15 protein-coding genes are annotated in these 15,585 nt (G+C 62.6%); 6 read left to right on the forward strand and 9 right to left on the reverse strand.

The features are described 5' to 3' along the window. The first annotated feature begins 107 nt into the window (after nucleotides 1-107). Nucleotides 108-1,388: an AAA family ATPase gene (locus AB0J47_RS02695; RefSeq protein ID WP_364339678.1), complete on the forward strand. Its 1,281-nt coding sequence runs from the start codon at nucleotides 108-110 to the stop codon at nucleotides 1,386-1,388. Further along, complete coding sequence (locus AB0J47_RS02700) at nucleotides 1,385-2,041, forward strand: RloB family protein (protein WP_364339680.1); 657 nt, start codon at nucleotides 1,385-1,387, stop codon at nucleotides 2,039-2,041. Before AB0J47_RS02695 ends, AB0J47_RS02700 begins: the two co-directional genes overlap by 4 nt. A 533-nt stretch (nucleotides 2,042-2,574) precedes the next feature. On the opposite strand, the gene AB0J47_RS02705 is transcribed toward AB0J47_RS02700, so the two are convergent. The 3 genes from AB0J47_RS02705 to AB0J47_RS02715 form a co-directional block, all read right to left on the reverse strand. After that, nucleotides 2,575-3,219, reverse strand: a complete 645-nt coding sequence (locus AB0J47_RS02705; RefSeq protein ID WP_364339682.1) for a tyrosine-type recombinase/integrase — start codon at nucleotides 3,217-3,219, stop codon at nucleotides 2,575-2,577. Between the two features lie 212 nt (nucleotides 3,220-3,431). Next, entirely contained in the window at nucleotides 3,432-3,794 is a 363-nt protein-coding gene (locus AB0J47_RS02710) for a hypothetical protein (RefSeq protein ID WP_364339684.1), read from the reverse strand. Nucleotides 3,795-4,384: 590 nt separating this feature from the next. Then, entirely contained in the window at nucleotides 4,385-5,302 is a 918-nt protein-coding gene (locus tag AB0J47_RS02715) for an aminoglycoside phosphotransferase family protein (RefSeq protein ID WP_364339686.1), read from the reverse strand. Between the two features lie 465 nt (nucleotides 5,303-5,767). Here AB0J47_RS02715 and AB0J47_RS02720 point away from each other — a divergent pair, with 465 nt between their 5' ends. Further along, the gene (locus AB0J47_RS02720) at nucleotides 5,768-6,127 is read left to right on the forward strand and encodes a hypothetical protein (RefSeq protein ID WP_364339688.1); all 360 of its coding nucleotides are present in this window, start codon (nucleotides 5,768-5,770) and stop codon (nucleotides 6,125-6,127) included. A 468-nt stretch (nucleotides 6,128-6,595) separates the two neighbouring features. Further along, complete coding sequence (locus tag AB0J47_RS02725; RefSeq protein ID WP_364339690.1) at nucleotides 6,596-7,363, forward strand: tetratricopeptide repeat protein; 768 nt, start codon at nucleotides 6,596-6,598, stop codon at nucleotides 7,361-7,363. A gap of 599 nt (nucleotides 7,364-7,962) precedes the next feature. On the opposite strand, the gene AB0J47_RS02730 is transcribed toward AB0J47_RS02725, so the two are convergent. From AB0J47_RS02730 to AB0J47_RS02750, 5 genes are all read right to left on the reverse strand, one after another. Then, nucleotides 7,963-9,336, reverse strand: coding sequence for a DEAD/DEAH box helicase (locus AB0J47_RS02730; RefSeq protein WP_327096571.1), 1,374 nt, complete (start codon nucleotides 9,334-9,336; stop codon nucleotides 7,963-7,965). A 720-nt stretch (nucleotides 9,337-10,056) separates the two neighbouring features. Then, complete coding sequence (locus tag AB0J47_RS02735; RefSeq protein ID WP_364339693.1) at nucleotides 10,057-10,398, reverse strand: hypothetical protein; 342 nt, start codon at nucleotides 10,396-10,398, stop codon at nucleotides 10,057-10,059. 220 nt (nucleotides 10,399-10,618) lie between these two features. After that, nucleotides 10,619-11,836, reverse strand: coding sequence for a hypothetical protein (locus AB0J47_RS02740; RefSeq protein WP_364339695.1), 1,218 nt, complete (start codon nucleotides 11,834-11,836; stop codon nucleotides 10,619-10,621). A gap of 2 nt (nucleotides 11,837-11,838) precedes the next feature. Next, nucleotides 11,839-12,132 (reverse strand): type VII secretion target, encoded by a 294-nt coding sequence (locus AB0J47_RS02745; RefSeq protein WP_364339697.1) that lies wholly within the window; start codon nucleotides 12,130-12,132, stop codon nucleotides 11,839-11,841. Next, entirely contained in the window at nucleotides 12,129-12,386 is a 258-nt protein-coding gene (locus AB0J47_RS02750; protein WP_364339699.1) for a YbaB/EbfC family nucleoid-associated protein, read from the reverse strand. The genes AB0J47_RS02745 and AB0J47_RS02750 overlap by 4 nt, the downstream gene beginning before the upstream one ends. A gap of 818 nt (nucleotides 12,387-13,204) precedes the next feature. On the opposite strand from AB0J47_RS02750, the gene AB0J47_RS02755 reads away from it, so the two are divergent. Both AB0J47_RS02755 and AB0J47_RS02760 read left to right on the forward strand, forming a co-directional pair. Then, complete coding sequence (locus tag AB0J47_RS02755) at nucleotides 13,205-13,438, forward strand: hypothetical protein (protein WP_364339701.1); 234 nt, start codon at nucleotides 13,205-13,207, stop codon at nucleotides 13,436-13,438. Between the two features lie 720 nt (nucleotides 13,439-14,158). Further along, nucleotides 14,159-14,314, forward strand: a complete 156-nt coding sequence (locus AB0J47_RS02760; RefSeq protein WP_364339703.1) for a hypothetical protein — start codon at nucleotides 14,159-14,161, stop codon at nucleotides 14,312-14,314. Nucleotides 14,315-14,522: 208 nt separating this feature from the next. Here the strand turns inward: AB0J47_RS02760 and AB0J47_RS02765 are convergent, their stop codons facing one another. Next, the gene (locus AB0J47_RS02765) at nucleotides 14,523-15,326 is read right to left on the reverse strand and encodes an SAM-dependent methyltransferase (protein WP_364339705.1); all 804 of its coding nucleotides are present in this window, start codon (nucleotides 15,324-15,326) and stop codon (nucleotides 14,523-14,525) included. Nucleotides 15,327-15,585 lie beyond the last annotated feature (259 nt).

Below are 15,585 nucleotides of genomic sequence, written 5' to 3' on the forward strand. Positions count from 1 at the left end.
GCGCACGGGACACGATCAATCAGTCAGAACGCTGCAGGGGCGCTGATAAAGCCCCTGTTTGGTACGGTTTTGACGAAGATGCCCATCTAAGTGCAGCGAGGTGCCCTATGCTGATTCGGTTCGAAGTGGAGAACTTCCGCTCGATACTTGAGCCTGCAGAGCTGTCGATGGTTGCAGTTGACGACCGACCGGAAGTGCGGTCCTATCCGAAGTTCGGAGTCTCCCTTGTGCCGGTCGCAGGCATCTTTGGCCCTAACGCCTCGGGGAAATCGAACGTGCTGGCGGCGCTGGCCTGGCTTCGCACAGCAGTTCAGAACTCCTTGCGCGCGTGGGACGACGAGATCCCAGTCGATCCATTCGCTTTCGGGGACGCAAAGAGCCGGGATTCGTCGTTCGTGCTTGAACTGGAGATTGACGGGGTCCGCTTCGAGTACCTCCTCGATGTTGGCAGACATCGAGTTAGCTACGAGGCGCTCTTCCACTATCCCGAAGGGCGGCGTCGGCGCGTCTTCGAACGCGAAGCGAACGAGCTGATCCTGCAGCGCGGACTAGGGGAACTTTCTGGCACTCGAACGCTCCTGACCGATCGGTCACTAGCTCTGTCCATCATGCGACGCTTTGACGAGCCAACCACCTCTTCATTCTCACGAGCCCTAGTTCGTCTTGTGGCTTTAGGGCAGCCGTTGAATAGGTATCGGCGCGTCCTACCAATCGGCCCGAGGCAATCGACGCTCCGTCTCTTCGATATGCCTCAAGATGAAGAGCCTGACCTGAACCAGGATGACTCGCTCTACGATGAGCCCGATTGGCGATCGACTCGCCAACAAGCGATGGCATTGCTACAACTCGCTGATCTTGGGGTGGCGGATGTAGAGATCGAGGAAACACAAATCGAATCTGTCCGAGGCGAGCCCATCACCCGCCGTACTGTTCAACTTGTCCACGTCGCCAATAGCGAACGACTGCCATTCGAGTACCGTGACGAGTCGGCTGGAACTCGGGCATGGTTCGATCTGATCGGACCGGTGCTTAACGCCCTGCGGCGCGGCACCATCATCCTTTTTGACGAACTCGATGCGAGCCTGCATCCGACACTCACCGCACAGCTCGTCAAACTCTTCAAGGGAAGAAAGTCCAACCCACACGGCGCCCAGCTTCTGTTCACCTCACATGACACTAACCTCTTGAATCACCTCAACCGGGACGAAGTATGGCTGACGGAGAAGGCGTCGAACGGGTCGACTCGCTTTGCAGCGCTGTCGGACTTCGCAGGCGAACGGGTTCGCCGATCGGCGAACCTTGAGAGCGGCTACCTTAGCGGCCGTTTCGGTGCGCTGCCCGACGTGTCCCATCTTGAGGTTCTGCGCGACCTGGGCTTGATTGGATGAGCGCCAAAGACCGTGGCAAGAAGGGAAAGAACCTCAAGCGCACAACAGAAACCACGCCAGTCCGAACGACCTTCCGCGTCTACGCGGAGGGCATTTCGACTGAACCCGAGTACATCGATGCCCTCAAACGGCTTCCTGAGCTCACTGACGTGGTTTCGGTGGATGTCTCTATCGAAGAGGCAGGGGCGACGCCGATGCACCTCGTGGAAAGTGCGTGCGCCGACAAACGCCGCGCCGACCTGGATGTCGATTTCTACTGGTGCGTGTTCGACGTGGAGTTCCCGCAACGTCATCCATATCTTGACCGCGCAAGACAGATGGCGAGAGACAACGGCGTCCACTTGGCGATCAGTAACCCCTGCTTCGAGATCTGGCTCATCCTTCACCATCGACTACACGCAGGCCACCTGTCCACCGATGAGGCAATTCAACTCAGGCGTAAGCTCGATGGGTCTGGCGGCAAACACCTTGATGGCTCTCGTTACATGCCGCTTGCGCACAACGCCATCCGACACGCGCAAGCCCTCCGCAAAAGACACCAGCAGGACGGCACGCGCTTCCCGGAGGACAATCCCTCATCCTCTGTCGACGAGTTCGTGACACACATCCGTGACGTGGTGAAGTCCGCCTCGAAGGTTGTCGTGAACCGATAGCGGAGTACGCAGTGTTAGGAAGATCAGCTTCGTGAGGCGCTTGGCGTCGTCGGTAAGTGCATAATCGCGAGTGATGTGGAAGACCTGGCCATCTGCCGCGGCACCACGCACCAAGTCTCTTATCTCAGCGCCCAGGGAGACATTCGGTCAAACCATCCTTCAAGAGGCACCCGAAGAGCACCGGGATTTCGGGTAGGAGATATCGTCGCTCTCGCACCAATAGATTATGGTGAAATGCTCTGTGACATGCAGGTTCTTTGCTGGTTAGCACAGTGCCGAGAGGGTTTGATCTCATAATCCATTGGTCGCGGGTTCGAGCCCCGCCCGCCCCACAAACCCCCTGGTCAGGGGGATTGCAGTCGGTGTTTGGGTCGTGCCTTAACCACCCAGGTCACCACTTACTCACCTTTTTCAAATTGCGGGCACATGCTGCTCCCTCCAGCTCCCGACACCCTGCCCGCCAGGGCATCGGGAGCTGGTTGTTTGCTAGCAAATGATGACCGACGCTGGGCATCGCTGGTCACCCTCAAGGGTCATGTTCGCCTCGTCGTGGCAGTCCCGTCTTGCTCATCCGGCAGAGCGAAGGCCGCGAAGCGATTCCGGGCGTCCGGGCCTTGATGGGTGCGTTGGACGTAGTGCCTTCGTGTCACCGCTTCGGTGTTGCCGAGTTGGGCGGCCGCGACACCGATATCGGATTGCCCGCCATCGGCGTCTTCGGCCAGATGCGTGCCGACGGTCTTGCGCGCCGCATGAGGGTTCTGGGGGATTCCCGTGACGCCGATGCGGTCGAGTGCCCGCTGTAGTTGCTTGCGGGCATTGCGAGGATCGCGCAAGGTCCCTCCTCGGGATGGGAAAACGAGATCGTTGGGCTCATGCGGTATCAAGTCACGGCGGGCGGTCAGTCTCTCTACGGCCCACTCGGGCAGCAGCAGTCGGCGTTTGCCGTTCGGGCCGCCCTTGGGATGCGGTTGGATGATCATCCTGCCGCCGCGTATACGCACGACGGTCCCCTCAACGAGCACAGTGGGCTTGGTGGCGTCGAGATCGAGATGCTTCCACTTCAACGCCATCGTCTCGCCAATGCGGCATCCGGTGGCCAACAGGAGATCGACCAGATCGGCGATACCGTTCGCGACGGCGCGCTTGTCGCTACGCAGCCCGCTTCGGATGCGTTGCACCTCGTTGAGCGACTACGCCACAACCGGTTTGTCTTCGACCTGGATCGGTGCGAGCAGCTTGATGATATTTCCGGCACTGGCGCCGTATCGGCTTGCTAGCGTCCACATTCCGGACAAGCACGTCTTCGCGAGTTTCGCGGTCGGCCTGCCCACCTGATCGGCGATGTCTTCGAGCAACCCTTCCAGCACCTGAGTGGTGCACTCAGCGATGGTCAGCTTGCCGATTCTGGGGACGATGTGAAGGTCCAGTCCAGTATCTCCCCGTATCGGCGTTTGGTGTTCGCAGACAGCTTGGAGCGCTCGACCTTTATCTGCCATCGCTCGACGAGGCGGTGCACGAGCGTATCCGCCGTGATTTCGGACTTCGAGGGTGCGACCCGCCGGGCCAGCTTTTCCTCGAGTGCCGCTATGGCCTTGGGCTTAGATTGTCCGACCGCCTCCACTTGCCGCAGGGCGCCGTCGAGGTCGCGAAGTCTGGTCTTTGCTATGTGCCGGATCGGTTTTCCGGCTGCATCCCGAACGACTGTAGCGGTGATCTTCCCGTGCCGTCCGGGCTTGATTCGTTCGCGCGGCATCAGGCATCCCCGCCGACCGCGCGCGCGACAGCGCGATTATTCATTTGTACTCCCGTAGACATCAATTCCCGGTGCCAGCCGGTCTTGTGCATTCCAATTCTACTGGGCCACAGCGTTTTACGGAGAATCCGCCAGCGCGACCAAGTCATTGGATTCGGGTGGACCGTTCGGGGCGTCACCCTTCGCTCGGACGGTCCTCTTCTGGACGCTGTGCTGACGGCGCGCTCATCGGCACCTGGCCCAGCCCGATTGGACAAGCCAACCTCGGATGGATCCGTGGCGGGCGCCATCTGGCCCGCGTCCTGCCATCGGCACCGCTGTGACGCAAGCCGGGCGGATGGCACCGGACAGACCAATACTGCGGAATCGAACCCCAAGTCGGGCGATGGTCCCGAACAACCGAGTACTGCGGAAACCCCGGCTGAGTCTGCATCCGGAGCAGACGCTCGATAGTCGTGTTCGCGAGATCGACTGCTGGCCAAGGACTGTGCGCCGCCGAACGCGCGGATCGTGGCATCACTGGGTGTTCGAGATTGTCCGTTTATGGCCTGACCGATGGAATCCGCTCCCTTCTGCACGGAAGCGATTGATCAGCGGTGAGTCGATGCGGTGAGGCGTCGCAGTGCGGCGTGGGCGGGTGGGCCCCATGTGGGCTTGCCGCCGGGGCGGCCGTGGACACCGGCGTCCGCGATGAAGATGCCGCTGAGGGCGCGCAGCACCGCCCATCCGAGGGCGCGACGCAGGGTCGCGGTGTCCGGGTTCGGCTGGTAGGCGGCATGGAAGTGTTCGGCGGCGCCGTCGGGCAGCAGAAGCCAAGCGGCAGCGAGGTCGCAAGCCGGATCGCCCGCGAAGAGGTCGCCGAAGTCGATCACGCCGCAGATCGTGCCCTCCGCGGTCAGGACGTTTGCTGGATGCAGGTCGCCGTGGAGCCATAGCGCCGGACCGGCCCAGTCGGGCGCGGCGGCGGCGTCTTCGAAGACCGCGCGGACGGCGTCTGGATCGGGGATCAGCCCCAGCTCGGTGGCCGAGGCTAGCTGCTTGGCGAACCCTACGGAGTACTCGGCCAGCGGCCCTCCGCGGTTCCGGCCGGTGGGTGCTTGTTCGGGGGCGGGGTGGTGAAGTGCGGTAAGGAAGGCGGCCAGGGTGGTGGCCGCTTCCATGGCGTGGGTGACGGGGGCGTGGTCGGCAGGCGTGCCCGGCACCCAGGTGGTGACGATCCAGGGGCGCGGAAACCGCTCGGAGGGCTCACCGAGCCGCTGGGGAACGGGAACCGGCAGAGGAAGGTGTGGGGCGAGGACAGGCAGCCAGGTGTGCTCTTTGCGCAGCAGCGCATCTGCGGACTCGGTCGCCCAGGGCAACCGGACGGCGAGGTCATCGCCGAGCCGCCACAGCTGGTTGTCCCAGCCGCGTGCGCCGAGCCGCACAGGGTAGTCAGCGAGGTCGGGGTGCTGCTCACGCAGCAGATCCCGCACCAACTCCGCGGTGATCTCGATCCCGGTGTGCGTCATGCGGATCAACAGTAGCCAGAGGGCAGCCGACCCGCTCCGACTGCTGGAGGGGACAGGGTCACGAAGACTCAGGCGCCTGGACTTCGCATGCCTTCCAGCACCTTTCAGCGCAAAGCGCACAGTCGGATATGACAGGACGGCGCGAGCTGCAATCCATCTCGTATACGGAAAGCGCGACCAGCGGCATTTCGGGACGTTCGTTCGGGCGGGATGCCACCTCGCAGCTCCATACCCTTCGACACGTTTTATCGACACCGCTTCGGCGGGACTGGACTGGCGGTTCCCTTCCCGAGGGCGGATGTTCAACCCGACCAGGCTCGCGACGCTTTCCCCGCCGGACAGCACAGCAGACCGGTAGCGGGAATCGCCGCAGGACTGAGGATCAGGAACGTGGCTCCTGCCCGCTTTTAGGCTGGATCGGTTGATCAGACATGTACCACTTCCGGCACGAGAAGGGGCTATACGGTGACTCACAAAATCGCGACCGCCGCCGCGGTCGGCATCCTGTCTGTCTTCCTGTCCGCAGGCGTCGCCACCGCCCAGGCGCTGGACCCGGGACCGGGAGAAGGGCAGGCGGGGGAGCCGATCCCCGGAAGTGGTGCCACGGGCACGGGCATCGACTTCGGGAATCAGGCCGGTGCTGTCGAACCCGTGCAGGTCTTCGGGCCCTCTGCGCCGCCGAGTTCCGACGATGGCGGCAGCACGGGCGGTGCCGGGAACGAGGACAAGGGCGGGGGCAAAGGTAGTAAAGGCAAAGGCAAAGGCAAGGGTAAAGGCAAAGGTAAAGGTAAAGGTAAAGGTAAAGACGAGAGCGCCGGCGAATAAGGGCGGTCACTGGGTGCCTCTGGCCGTCGATAACGTCCGCCGACCGACACCGGGACTTCGAGCCGAGTGATGCTCGGAAATGAACATTGCGAACCGCGGTCTTGGCCGGGCGCTTTGACCTGCGATGGGTCTGGCGAAATCCCTGTGGTGCCGTGTAGCGGCAGCATCCGACAGGCACGTCTATCGGCGGTCAGGAGCGGGCGGTGTCGAGGCCGAGAGGGATCCTGTAATCGGCTATTACCGCGTGTTTCGGATTGCAGCATCGGTGTCGCTTCATGACCTCGTATCGCTTTCCTTTGATGAGTGAGGCTGCCGCCGCCCCAGTTCCGTTTCCGTGGGCCTGCCGCACGGATCGTCAGTGAAGCATCGGCTCGTTGTCTTCGTGGGTGTCGTGACTTCGAGTGAGATAGGTTTTCTAGGCTGGAGCGGTGAGGTTCCCGCTCGCCAGTTGGACCAGGAGGGGCCAGCGTGTTGGAACCGATCAAACGGGCAGCGGCCGCTCTGAGCCGGCGCTTGAAGGCCACGTCGAGTGGGACCGCCGCCACATCTGGTGAGGCCGATCCCATCTCGCTGATGGAAGAACTTCTGCCACTGCAGGAGCAAAGCCTCGGTCACGACCACCCGGACACCAACGAGACGCGCGATCGTCTCGCCGACGCTTATCACCGGGCAGGGCGGGAGGATGACGAAGTTCCGCTTTTGAAGCAGCTTCTGGCGTACCGGGAGCGGGTCCTCGGTCACGATCACCACGACACCAACGCCGTTCACAATCGACTCGGCGGCACCTATATGTCGCTGAGTCGATGGGACGAAGCCATTCCGCACTTCGAACAACTTCTCGCGTATCGCGAGAAAATGTTCGGGCCCGAGGTGTATTCCGTCGTGGGCGCTCGCCGCGTGCTTGGCGTGGCGTGCTACCGGGCGTGCCGATATGCCGAGGCTGTCGCGTTGTTCGAACGGAACCTGACGTACGTCGACAGAGGCGGCGCCGAGACCTACGAAGATCGTTGCAATCTCGCTGCCGCCTATGAGGCTGCGGGTCGCTGGGATCAGGCGATCCCGTTGTATGAAGAGCTCCTGACTTACCGGGAACAGCTTGTCGGGCACAATGATCCCTTCGCACAGCGCGCCCGCGACGACCTCGTTCGCGTGTACCGGTCGGCGGACCGACCCGACGAGGCTGCCGCCTTGTCCGAAGCAGGACCGCACCGACGGCCCTCGTCGACACAGGAGTGACGGCATCTCGAACTTGCACGGGGGCGGTGCGGCACGTCGAGACTTTCCGCACTACGTGCACGTCCGGAGTGTTCGTCGTTGGCGCATGCGAAGACTCGGAATCGGCATGTGGGCGCGTTCGGCCACAGGTCGAGTTCCGTTGCGGGACAATAGTTCAGAAGCCTCTCACCGACCGCTCAACGGCATGGCCGTGCATTCTCTCGGGGCTAGTACTGCAACGGCACTCGGTTCGGTAGTGTGCTGGGGGCGGTGTTGGATGTTGTTGCGGCGGAGTTGGATTCGCTGTGTGGGAGGATCGGTGGCCGTTCGCGCGGTCGAAGCCGCGGGGCCGGGCGTGGGGTAGATGGCCGGGTTGGATCGGAAAGGTCCAAGTGTCGTGTCCCGGCGTGTTCCTCTTGGCCACGCCCGCAGATTTCCCGGCTACGCAATCGCACGGCAACCCATCAGGCGCGACTGCCTCGCACTCGATGGGTTGCCCGTCAGTACCGGCGTCATCAGCCACGTTCACCAGCATTCGATGCCTGGCAGTTGGCCGGCGATGCTCAGCGATTCGGCGATCTCGGCATGGGCTTGTCTGGGGGAGCGACCGAAAACGGGCCTTATGCGGCCGTTCCGCGCGCGGAGTGAGCGCGCGGCTTGGCGCGCGACTGACCATGCGCCGCGTTGCGACGACCGCTGCCTTGGCGCGGTCCGCCGCTGCCCCTTCGCGCTCCGCCACTGCTACGGTACGGTCCGCTGCTGCTGCGGCGGTCGTCTTCACGTGCCGCCCGCTCGCTGTAGGAGGGCGCGACGAATGGGGCAATCGTGCCGACGAGTTCGGCCACCACGGGCGAATCGGCGGTGACCCGTTGCGGGGTCACAGTGATCTTGGCCTTGCGCATGATGTCGGCCAGGTCGCGTCGTTCGCCGGGCAGCACCAGGGTGATCACTTCACCGGAGTTGCCAGCCCGCGCGGTACGGCCCGAACGGTGCAGGTACGCCTTGTGTTCGGCGGGCGGATCAACGTGCACGACCAGCTCGACACCGTCGACGTGCACGCCGCGCGCGGCCACATCGGTCGCCACCAGCACCAGGGCATCACCGGCGGCGAAGACCGCGAGGTTGCGGTCGCGGGCGCCCTGCGAGAGGTTGCCGTGCAGATCGACGGCCGGAATTCCGGCGAGGGTCAGTTGCTTGGCCAGTTTGCGAGCCTGATGTTTGGTGCGCATGAACAGGATTCGCCGACCCGAGCCGGAGGCGAGCCGGTGTACGACCTCGCGCTTGGCTTCGACGCTCGCGGTTTCGAAAACGTGATGGGTCATGGCGGCGACCGGGGAGTTCGCCTCATCGACGGAATGCAGCTTGGCATCCGGCAGGAAGCGGCTGACCAGCTTGTTGACGCCGTTATCCAGGGTGGCTGAGAACAGCAGGCGCTGACCGTCATTCGGGGTGGCCGCGAGAATGCGGGTCACGCCTGGCAGGAACCCGAGGTCGGCCATGTGGTCGGCCTCGTCGATCACGGTGACCTCGACGGCATCCAGCGAGATCAGACGTTGGTTCATCAGATCCTCGAGCCGGCCGGGGCAGGCGACGACAATGTCGACACCGGCGCGCAGCGCCCGGACCTGCCGGTTCTGCGGGACCCCACCGAAAATCGTGGTGACGGTCATGCGATAGGCCGCGGCGAGGGGTTCCAGCGCGGCCGTGATCTGGGTGGCCAATTCCCGAGTCGGCGCCAGCACCAGGCCGGTCGGGCGGCTCGGTGCGCGCCTACCGGCGAGACCGCCGCCGAGACGGTTGACCATCGGGATGGCGAAGGCGAGCGTCTTGCCGCTGCCGGTCCGGCCACGGCCCAGCACGTCGCGTCCGGCCAGCGAATCAGGCAGGGTGTCGGTCTGGATCGGAAAAGGTTCGGTGATCCCGGCGCGAGTCAACGCCTTCACCAGCGGTGCGCTCACGCCGAGCGCGGCAAAAGAAATGTCAGCAGAACTCATAGGTGTTGCGGTGCCTTTCGGGCATCAGGTGGTGCCCGAGCCGTCTGTGGACCTTCCGGGTCCGCGCCGGGGCACGAAATGGCGAGATTGCCAATGGGCAAAATCGATCGCCGTAAGAAGAGCGGATACGGCAAGCGCTGGTTGCGAAGCGAATGCGATCTACGACGCTTGGCGTGACATGTCACGCACTTGATCAACAATAGCCTGTGATGGGCGGTTCGTACTCATCGGGTGAGGTTTCTCGCCTCTGGCCAGGGATGGGCCGCCAGGCTCGTGTTTCTAGGCCGGAACCGTATTGGTCGGCGGTAAGGGAACAGAGTGCGAGGTCAGACTTCGGCGCATGATCTGCAACTGGCCCCCGGGCTATCGCGGTTACCAGTGCGACATTGCTCAGTTTGGTAGACCGAAAGCGAGACCCGTTGTGGGATGGTTCCTGGACTTCTGGTACTTGGCCGTCCGACGAGGACCATCCCATCCTCTTGGTCTCAGTAGGTTAGACGCGGACCACGCACGTTCGGTTCCATCAGTTCATCGCGATCCGAACCACGCATCGGGGACCGGCCAAGTGGTCGAAGTTTTGGAGTTGATCGTCCATCCTTCGTCGGTGCAAGGTTTGAGCTGAAGCCCTAGAGGTTGCCGTAGTGGCACGCATGCTTGCGCCCCAAGCTGCGCCTGATCTGGCACTTCCGATTGCGCCGAGGACGCTATCCACGATTCAACTCAATTCGCCGGAGCCACACGGAGTTTGGGATCGGCGCCGGGTGAGTGGAGCGGGGTGAGCATGGTATCCGGGTACACCACTTTCGTACTGGTCCAACGGAAGTCCAGTTCGTCATCGGTGGGGAACCACCAGGTCGCAGCCCGCAAGGGGTTCCCGCCACGAAGAAACAGGTAGTAGGCCGTCGTCGGCTTGTCGTCGTTGTATGGACCGGGCAAGTTCTGCCAGCACATTCCGGGGGTATTCGCGAGTTCGTTCAACTTGTCGGCTTTCATGCCCGGCGTAAGGACCACCATGGTGTCCCACTCGTCCTGGAGACCGGCGGCTCGGGTGATTTCCACCATCTTGACCGGCACCTCACCGGAAGCCGCATGCCTCGCGGCAGTCAGAAGAGTGAAACCGCCGCTCGGCGATGATCCGCCCGACCGCACATCGAACGAAGCACGACAGTCGGTACTCGCGGCCTCCCGATTACCAGGAGACTGGTCCGGCCCACATCCGGCAGCGAGCAGCACCGGTACCAAACCGGTGGCGACCGCAAGGGCTCCGACTCTCATCTGATGATCACTTGCTCCCGGGTAGTGGAATGCCAACGCCAGCTGGCGATCCCGTCATCGCCTCGGTCACCCGATTGCTCCAGGTGATCTGCGGGGCGGGCAGTTGACTGCCATCGGTATTCGAAGTCTGGATGACTACTGCTTTGCCATCTTTGATCTGCTGTCCGACCAGCGCGGCCAGTTCTTCGGGGCTGGCTTTGGGGTTGGCTGCCCCGATCGCGCGCCCGATTTCGTTGTTGTAGAGGTCCATTGCTTCACGTTGCGGCGTATTGCCGCCGGTCTTTTCGTGTGCTGTGGCGTATGTTTGCGCCCAGTCCTCGCCGAATTGTTGCGACATGAGGGCGTTCCAGTACATGTGCCGATAGGCATCGCCTTGGCCATCGGCTACGGAGTCCGGATACTCCGCTAAGGCGGCGTTCCTGGCCAGGTCGGGGAGGGTGAGGGCTTTTGCGACCGCGTCGACGCCCTGGTTCTGCAGCAGGTTCTCCATGGCCGAGATTTCTTCGGCGGTCATCAGCGAAGGGCTCACTTCTATGCCGTGATCCTTGAGGATGTCGGCTGGCCACCCGACCGGCCAGAGTCTCGGCAGCCCGGTGGAGACCTCTGTTTGATAGTCCTCGAGGATTTTCGCGAGTTCCGGATCGTCCGGCTTGACAACCAGGCCCTGCTTCACCCGGTCGGACAGCTTCTCGATTTCCTTGATGTAGATCTCCGCGCCTTCCTGATCTGCTCTTTGCACGAGCGTGAAGGCGGCGGAGATGAAGTTGTCCAGACGCCGGGTGACGATTTCCTTCGCAACTACTGCGACATCACCGAATGGGAAGTAATCGCTGTAGGTTTCGGCGTTCGATGTGCGGGACTTGACGTGGCCGTCCTCGGTGACGAACAGATCCCATCTCGAGTCCTCGGCTTCGGCTTTGCGGGTGCGGATCGTCGAAATATTGGTTTCCAGGGTCGAGACCAGGGAGCTGAGCTTCGACGCCATCTGTTCGATGACGTCCGAGGTCTGAATCGTGTCGGTGCGATCCTCCTGGCCGCGCCGTCGTGCCGCGTCACCCGCCGAACTGTCGAAGTAGTCGTCGGACTGCTCTATCGCGTTTCCCGCTGCGGTGGCCTCGGTCTCGATGAACTTGTAGGTCTCGTTCATCATGTCGACAACCTGACCGAGATAGCGCAGATCCCAGCCGAGCACCTTCGATATGGTCAGCGCCTGTCCATCTGCCATCGCTAGCCCCCCAGCTGCTTGAGTTCAGTAGCCCAGTCGGCATCTGTCTGCTCATAGACACCCGCGGCGGTCTCCACGCTGTCGCAAAAGCTGCTCAGGCGGCGATTGTGGTATGCCAGCACGGTGTCCAGCGCCTTCAGTGATTCCTCGACTTTGACAGCGAGGTTCGAATTCGCCATCCGTTCCCGGGCCAGATCACGGCTCACCTTCGCGATCGGGGTCTTCGTCGTGATCCTGCCCGCGTTCATCCGTACGGACGCCGCGAGTGCGCGCATCTTCACGGGGTCGACGTTCACCTGGACTCCTCGAACAGTTGCACGGCTGCGGCTTCGGCGTTGCCGAGTGCGGCACGGTGACGGTCGATAATGAGGTTGGCCAGGTGCTGAGGGCCGTTGTCCATCGCATAGTCGGCGATATAGAGGTCGGTGATCCGACCGCCGGCATCCGTCTCGATGCTCACGCTGCCGTCTCGGGAACGCGCGGAGCCGCGCACCGCCGCGAGTCGCTCATTGATCCGCTGGATCTCGAGCATTCGCTCATCGCTATTCATCACTGTCCCCCGTCGAGTGGCGCTCCCCGAGAGCCTACCTAGATCGGGCCTCGGCTACTGCCCGGAGGTGCCTTCAAGGCGCCTCGCAAAGGTCGCGGCATGGACGGTACGGCACTCCGTATTTGCTCCTTATTTTCAGCCGAATCCGCCCGAATACGATGCGGCGCAGCATGATTCAATAGAAGATAGCCATGGGCTATTCATACTTGTAGGAGTATGTAAGCGAAGGAGGTCGCAGAGAGCTGAATCCTGTTGTGCCAGAAGCAGAAGTTCTGACATTGAGGTATCGGCTCGGGAGGCGTTTTCGGTGGGTGAGGCGCAGAGTGGTTGTCGGAGTATTGCAGGGGTTCCCCGCAGGGGTGGGTTGGAGTCGACTCGTCCCCGCGCTGTGGCGGTGGGGTTGATATGTGAGGGCAAGGACGGGCTGCGTCTACTGCGGCGTTTTTAGCGCTAGCCATGCCCCTATTGCGGTGGACAGTCGCGAACTCTGAAGTCGGCGATCCGATGGTCGGAGGCGAGCGTAACCTACGACCCCTTGTTTCTGTGGGGCGCGAGTAGCGGTGTCAGCGCACGGATCACTGCGGGGCGCTCGCCCAGCGGAACACCTCTCAGTGCGTAAAGGACAATGGTGACCTTCACGACGGCGGCCGGTACGGCCGCCGGAGCCGTCGCGATGGCAGCCGCCAGGGTAAGTCGACGGCCCGGACATTGGTGCCGAACTCGAGGCGGTGACGTCCACTGCGCAGTTCGACGTGGTCATGCGCAGATAACCCGAAATTAGCTATATGGTGCCGGTGTCGCGGAGTAGCCTACGGTCCATGAGCGCATGCGAGGTTTGCGGTAACGATTACGCTATGCCGATCGTCGTCGAGGCTCAGGGAATGCGGCATGTCTTCGACTGCTTCGAATGTGCGATCCACCGCATGGCACCCATCTGCGAGCACTGCAATTGCAAGATCATCGGCCACGGTGTGGAGTCGGACGGCCGATTCTTCTGCTGCGTGCACTGCGCCGTGTCCGAGGGTGCCAAAGGCTTGGTCGACCACGTGTGAGAGCGAGGTCGTCCCGGAACCGGTCAGTCGCATGGAGTTCCAGCCGCTCGGTGTCGGGGCGATGAACTCGCCGCGGTACCGTCTCGCTGGGCTGCGGCTGTGCACGTCCGGGCGGCGGATCATGTTCAACGGCAGCGCCGCTACGGAGGCCCTGGTCAGGATGCGAAAACGGCGGGCCGAACGGCCCGCCGTTCTGTGCTCGGCGCTGATTGCGGCTCAGTTGCCGGGGTTGGCGTCGCGGTCGTGGCTGGTGGGGTGGCCGTCCTTGTCGTACCACGGCAGTTCGCGTCGCGGGTCCAGCCTTCGAATTCGGTGCCGATCAGGCTGTCGACCCCTAGCGTTCCCCCAGGCCGAGTGAGGGGGACCGCGCAGGTTCGGACGGGGCATTGCGGCGTCGCGTCCAACCCCATATGGCCAACGCCAACGTTCAGTCCGGGTAATGGCTGCTGATCGAATGCGTCTGTGACGAGCCGACCTTCATGGCTATAGGCCGCAAACCCATACGCCTGCAACTACTTCACGAGGTCCGTTGCAACGAGCCTCTCAAAGCGGCCCGCCGCTCGACTCCTACGACGAAGGTCTGCGTTCGATCACGCTGGATCACGATATGCAGCGTGCGATCGCCGCGGGCGTGCGCCGTGCGCGTGCTGGTGGCTTTGCGGTCGGCGGTCGCCTCGATCAACCCACTGGTCGCAGCAGGACATGCGTGAGGCGATGAGCATGCACATCGACCAGACCGTCGCCTACGCAGCCGCCGTCATCGGCGGCAAGTACAGCGACGCGACCGCCAAGTTCGACGAGGCCAAGGCACACATGATGGATGTCGCCGACATCCTCAGCCAGGGCATCATCACCCAGTTCCCGGACAAGTTCTGAATTCCCGGACCGGCGGACGGGGGCTCGTTTCATATGCACCCGTACTGCTCGGCTCGCAAATCACAGTGTCGGACCGGCTTCGCTTGTCGAGCTCTTCGCCCATCGACCTCGAGGTACGAGTGGTGGTTGCGACCTCAGCATCGAAAGGTGTTGCAGGGACTGGATTTCGACTTCGTAACGGGGCAGTCTCCTGGGTGCGGGGGTTGCATTACTTGCGTGCAACGCCCGCGTAGGCGGACACTTGTGCGTCCATTGTCTTCGGGGGTTCGACACCGTCCGGGCGCCAGCGGTGCGGCACCTCTACACCGGGATCGACCAACTGTAGTCCCTGGAAGAACCGCATGAATTCGTCTCGGCTTCGGACTTGGCATGGCAAGCCGCTGCGGCGGTAGATGTCGACCACGGTTCCTATTGCCGTCGGGTCGAAGTCTGGCGTGACGTGTGTCATCACTAGATACGAGCCAGGAACGAGCTCGTCCATCAGAGTGTCGACAATTCCGTAGGGGTCCTGCTCGTCGGGGATGAAATGCATCAGCGCGTTGAGACTGAGCGCGACCGGTTGGGTCAGGTCCAGTGTCTCGCGCAATCCCGGGGCGTTGAGAATCTTTTCGGGTGTCGTGACGTCGGCGGAGACGTAGTTGGTACGACCCTCCAGTGAGCTGACCATCAATGCCCTGGCGTGGACGAGCACGATCGGATCGTTGTCGACGTAGACGACTCGCGCGTCGGGCGCAATCTGTTGGGCCACCTGATGCAGATTCGGCTCGGTCGGGATACCGGTTCCGACATCGAGGAATTGACGTATGCCCGCGTTTGCGAGGAACCGTGTCACGCGGTGTATGAACGCCCTGTTCTTCTGCGCGGCCACCCGCACTCCTGGCCAGATGGTCACGACCTGTTCAGCCGCTTCCTCGTCCGCGCTGTAATGGTCCTTGCCGCCGAGGTAGTAGTCATACATTCGGGCGGTGTGGGGCTGATTCTGCCGCAGGTCGACAGGAGGGCCGGGTTTCACGGTCGGAGTCCTTTCGGAGTCGAGGCAACGTCAAGGTAGCAAGCGGGCGTGTTGTTTCAATCTTGTTGGGAGGGTTGCACCTTGCAGCCCACTACAAGCGTGCGACGAGAACTGATTCCATGCTTGCCACGCTAATCTACTGGGCGCCTTGGATTTACCGGTCAGCTCTACTGTCGGACCTGAGATCGAAAGCGCTGGACCGAGTTTCGGGTCCCTTCTGCAGTCATTGCGTCACCGCTGGCCGGGCGAGAAGTTGTAT

This window comes from Nocardia sp. NPDC049737, assembly GCF_040674755.1.
Lineage (GTDB): Bacteria > Actinomycetota > Actinomycetes > Mycobacteriales > Mycobacteriaceae > Nocardia.

Bases quoted from the DNA above. Each gene is read 5' to 3' on its own strand.
- AB0J47_RS02695 (WP_364339678.1), top strand. From the start codon at position 108: ATGCTGATTCGGTTCGAAGTGGAGAACTTCCGCTCGATACTTGAGCCT.
- AB0J47_RS02700 (WP_364339680.1), top strand. From the start codon at position 1,385: ATGAGCGCCAAAGACCGTGGCAAGAAGGGAAAGAACCTCAAGCGCACA.
- AB0J47_RS02710 (WP_364339684.1), bottom strand. From the start codon at position 3,794: ATGCCGCGCGAACGAATCAAGCCCGGACGGCACGGGAAGATCACCGCT.
- AB0J47_RS02715 (WP_364339686.1), bottom strand. From the start codon at position 5,302: ATGACGCACACCGGGATCGAGATCACCGCGGAGTTGGTGCGGGATCTG.
- AB0J47_RS02730 (WP_327096571.1), bottom strand. From the start codon at position 9,336: ATGAGTTCTGCTGACATTTCTTTTGCCGCGCTCGGCGTGAGCGCACCG.
- AB0J47_RS02735 (WP_364339693.1), bottom strand. From the start codon at position 10,398: ATGGTGGAAATCACCCGAGCCGCCGGTCTCCAGGACGAGTGGGACACC.
- AB0J47_RS02740 (WP_364339695.1), bottom strand. From the start codon at position 11,836: ATGGCAGATGGACAGGCGCTGACCATATCGAAGGTGCTCGGCTGGGAT.
- AB0J47_RS02750 (WP_364339699.1), bottom strand. From the start codon at position 12,386: ATGAATAGCGATGAGCGAATGCTCGAGATCCAGCGGATCAATGAGCGA.
- AB0J47_RS02755 (WP_364339701.1), top strand. From the start codon at position 13,205: ATGAGCGCATGCGAGGTTTGCGGTAACGATTACGCTATGCCGATCGTC.
- AB0J47_RS02760 (WP_364339703.1), top strand. From the start codon at position 14,159: ATGCACATCGACCAGACCGTCGCCTACGCAGCCGCCGTCATCGGCGGC.